General features: G+C 39.2%; 3 protein-coding genes and 1 pseudogene. All 4 read right to left on the reverse strand.

The features are described from left to right. Positions 1-531, reverse strand: a pseudogene (locus J536_RS23245) (SCPU domain-containing protein); the annotation flags it as partial. Further along, on the reverse strand, positions 522-2981 hold the full coding sequence (locus tag J536_RS23250; RefSeq protein WP_032064114.1) for a fimbria/pilus outer membrane usher protein: 2460 nt from the start codon (positions 2979-2981) through the stop codon (positions 522-524). The pseudogene J536_RS23245 and the gene J536_RS23250, both read right to left, overlap by 10 nt. Before the next feature lie 9 nt (positions 2982-2990). After that, positions 2991-3695, reverse strand: coding sequence for a molecular chaperone (locus tag J536_RS23255; RefSeq protein WP_032064115.1), 705 nt, complete (start codon positions 3693-3695; stop codon positions 2991-2993). Positions 3696-3778: 83 nt separating this feature from the next. Continuing rightward, positions 3779-4309, reverse strand: coding sequence for a spore coat U domain-containing protein (locus J536_RS23260; RefSeq protein WP_005068793.1), 531 nt, complete (start codon positions 4307-4309; stop codon positions 3779-3781). Between the last annotated feature and the right edge of the window lie 237 nt (positions 4310-4546).

Genomic DNA, 4546 nt, shown 5'->3' on the forward strand with positions numbered 1-4546 from the left:
TGCTTGCATGTCCCAAAATAGCTGAACCGTGCCAGTATAGGTTCCTTTAGGGTATGCCATGAGCGACCCTGTACGGGCTGGTACTTTTATATTTACAGAGTAACTAATAACATTATTTGAAGCGACTGTTCTTACTGGACCATACCAGACATTCGAATTTTGATTGGTGGTAGAAGACCCAGCTCCACCTACAGTTGCTGTGACGGTGTAAGGTAATGAAACACTGTTAATTGCATTTGTTGTTCCCGTAAATACAGTTTTCATACACATATAACCTGAAATTTCTGGTGTTGTACGCCCCCCATAACAACGTATTGTTCCCGTGTATGTCAGAACTGCATCATTGTTAATTGTTGCGGCAGTGTATGTGTATGTACCAGAAGGTGTCCCTGTAACTGTGCAACTTGCATGGGCAGAGTTAAAAAATGTAAAGATCAGGCATAGCAAGCTCATTCCCAAAAAATATTTCAGGATAAATGAAAGACCTTTAAAAGTTGTCGGCTGGTTAAAGCTAGCAATATTTATCGACATACATAAGGCCCCAATTTTTTAGCACTGTATTGCTTATTTTCATACGCAAAATCAACTTGGCATGAGCCATGATCTAGAAGATCAACTTCAAGTTTGTTTTGTTTTAACAGGTTTGGAATAAATACTTCACCATCATATCCAACCATCCCATTTTGCTGACCATTAATTCGAACGGCATAACCCGGCATTAACGGTGAGTTGTTTTGATCAACCAGTTTCACTAATCCAGAAATAACCTGATGAGCACCGAAGTCGACCAAAGTTCCTTGACGGTAACCCACAAACGCTGTCTGATTCGTAGAGCTAACTTCCCACTCTAAAGGTAAATATGATGGGTCTAGGTAGATATGATGAGACATGTAGGGTCTTAAATTTGCAATTAAGAATCGGCCAGACTTATCGGTCGCACCTAAATTAACACCACCATTTAAAATTTGGCTTTGTGGCCCTGCATTGGTCACAACTGCGTAGCCATCTCCAATTTCATTGGCCGCAAAGATACGTCCCGCCGCCGCAACCAATGAACCCGTCGCCGAAACTGCAACCTGATCGTTGTCTCCAAATCGGTTATAGCGTCCTGTCAGGTAAGCAGCACGGGCACGGTAAGAGGCATAAATCGAGGCATTATTTTCATGTGCATCCTGATCTCGCTCAACATAACCACCCCAGCCAAATGAACCAATTTGGGGTGCTGATAATCCGAATATTTCTTGGCGATACCGTAGGCTACCGCTGTCACTAGATACACTCGTGATCGCATTCACTTTACTGGACGGGGTATATCTCAGCGCAAAGTAAACTCCATAGTCCTTATGATTTTCATAATCTTTATACGCTGATGCATAAAAACCCCAGTTCTTGTCCAGACTTCCACTTAAGTTGGTAGACAATAATTTATAGGAGTTGTCACTATATTTAATCTGGTTATAGCCCAAATAAACCCCATAGCCTGCATAAAAGTTATAGTTAATCCCTGCCCTAAAAATCTCATCTGCCAGTGCGCTGTAGTTCAGGTAGTTCTGTGACTCGGGATTAATCTGGTTATCTTTTAAATATCTCACTTGAGATACACGAGCTAGGTCAAAATAGTTATCAAATACTTTGCGGTAACTGGTGTTAAATGAAATATTTTTACTGATGCGCCCTTCTAAACCGACTAAAGCAGAATAACCGTTTTCATCTTTATACTGGCTTGCTGCAATGTCGGCATTGATCACGCCAATACCCAAAACATTCTTGGCAAATCCTGTGCCTAGGTTCGATAACCCATCTGTTGAAGCCTCTGCACCGCCGCTTAAAGTCAGTGAGTTACTGTAGCCATATCGGATCGCACCTGAGGCAAAGGTGGCATCGTCATAATCATTTGAATAGAGTCCATAGTTGTAGCGTGGAACCCCCACATCTACTGAAAACTCATTTATGCCTTTTGCCAGAATCTTGGATGAAAAATAGTAAGGCTTTTTGGTAATGCTCTGCTGACCCGTTGCATCGGTGGTCACAAGGGTGACTTCATTTCCTGAAATAAACGGAAGCTGTTTAATATCAAAGGGACCAGATGGGACTAACCCTGAATAAATCTTTTGCTGGTTGACGTATAAATCTAGGGTTGAAGGCAATGCTGCCGAACCGGAGAATTGTGGGAGTGCCGAGGTGACAATATCACCGCGTTGACTATAAGCGCTCGACCACTGGAAACCGGCAAGACGGACACTGCTCCCCCAATCCGAGCTATTGGAAATAAAGTCGCCTAGGGTATATATCCTGATCTTCTCAGGGTCAACATATTGCCACTTAGTTTCCAGTCGTACCCATTTTTCATGGCTATAGCTATTTTCATTACTACCGTTATATAAAACCCCTGATGAGAAGTTACCGATTGCACTGTTAAAGATCCCTTCTGCCGTACCTGAGAAAACATTCTCATCATTGGTTATGGTGTTATACAGACTGTAGTTCAAAATAGCCGCGTTTAAGGGCTTCATCTTTAGCAAATGCGGGCTAGTGACCTGCTGACTACTTAAGTCAACTGAATAACCCGTTAACATGTTCGACGGAACTTTTAAGTTTAAAGACTGCTCATTCTCTAGATATTTAAACTGGATTCCGTTTAGATCATTAATACATACCCACTGATTATCTGGGATATGTTCATCCATTTTTAGTCTTAAAGTTTTTAAAGTGCTAGATCGAATATATAGTTTTCCATCCTTAGATTGCTTTACTGCAACCAAATCTTCATTAGCATTTGAGTTAATCGAAACATTTAAAAATAGATGAATGAAATTAAGATCTTGCTCCTGCTCATTCGCTCCTACTTGTGTATATTCACCATTGCTACCTACAGATTTAGGAACACTGGGAACTGCAGTATTCGTATGATCTAGTAACTGTTCGGCAAAAGAATATGCAGGAAAATACGCAACACATAAGACACCTATAATGTATTTCATATAAGCCTCTTAAAGTGTGGTTTTCTTACCATTAACTGTTAGAGATACGCTGTATTTATGATTTGGTTGGTAGGTAAAGTTACTAATCGAGTAACTTTTCGACTTCTCCGCAAGAATATAACCATTCACAGTATTTACTTTAATGGGATAACTTTTATTTGCTGTTGTATCAATAAGCATTAGACTATTTAACAGCGCATGTCGGTTACCTATATTGCTAATATTTAAAGAAGGTGTGTTCTGGTTAACATCAATTTTCCAACTCAGTTTGGTAATCGCATCTTTATTTACTACAAATACAGGTAATGATGAGCGAAGTAATACATTTACTCCCTGAGCTGCTTTACGGCTATCAATTGGTTTGGGTAACTCATCAATAATAATACGATAGGTTTTTTCACCAGAAATAGGTTCTGGGTTAATTCTAACTACACGTAAGTTATAAGAGTCACTAGGTTGTAGTTTTAGAAATGGTGGACTAATTACAATCTCATCCGTAGGGATTAACTGATCTTGACCAGCATTTTGTCTCCATTCAAATACACGCACCTGCAAATCAGCGCTTTCATTTGACTGGTTATATAAACTAATGGAAGATGCAGCCTGATCACTCAATATTTCAACACTAACAGGTGAAAGGCGGATTGATGCTGCATTTAGCATACTAGGCAAAAATAACAATAAACTTGTCACAACAAAGATATTTTTTTTCATGATTTGCCCAGAACTACTTTTCTCAAATTGAGCTAGCTCCTTTAAAAAAGAGCTAGCAATGACGCAATAAAACTTATTAAAAATTAATAAGTCACTGTTACAGTCACAGTGTCAACATAGCTACCTGCACTTGGTAAAGTTGAGCCAGCAGGAATACGACCATAGACGTTAACTGTTTGTGCTGCACCAGTACCAGTACCGCTATATGCAGTTGTTGCAATACCAATTGCTGTTGCACGGTTAGTATCTGAGAAAAGGTTGTAAGGAATGTATTCGTTGCTAGCCGCCCCACCAATCATACGACGTTGTGTCGATTGAGCATTTTTTCCTGCGTCAAAAGCCAAAGTCCATGGCACAGTGTTGTTACATAACACTTTAATTGCAGTCCCACCTGTTGTTGTGGTGTCTGCATCTACGTTGCTTGCAAGCGAACTTAACGTACCAAAGTCTAAAATTGCATTTGACGTAGTACCTGTTGCAGAAGTGTTGAGAACACAACTGTTTGTAATCGTTGCTTTAACAGTTAGTGTACCGGTTGCGTTAGCTGCATTTGCAACATTGATAGACGTTAAACCCATAGCAATTGCTGATAAACAAATGAGAGACTTATTCATGGTTAAAAACCTTTTTACATTACGCCAATAAAATTAATAGATGTAAAAATTAGCCTTCCCCATCACAATCACTAGTTCTTCTGACTGTTTTTTCAAAGCGTTATTTTTTTACTCTACTAGTTGCGCATAATACAAAAAAACAACAAAAACACTAATGTTTGTTTCATTCCAAATATCAATTAATAATCAAAATTTTTATTGATTTCTCAATTATAAAAATTTTTATGGTTAGTCCCA

This window comes from Acinetobacter sp. 809848, from assembly GCF_000581275.1.
GTDB classification, from domain to species: Bacteria; Pseudomonadota; Gammaproteobacteria; order Pseudomonadales; family Moraxellaceae; genus Acinetobacter; species Acinetobacter pittii.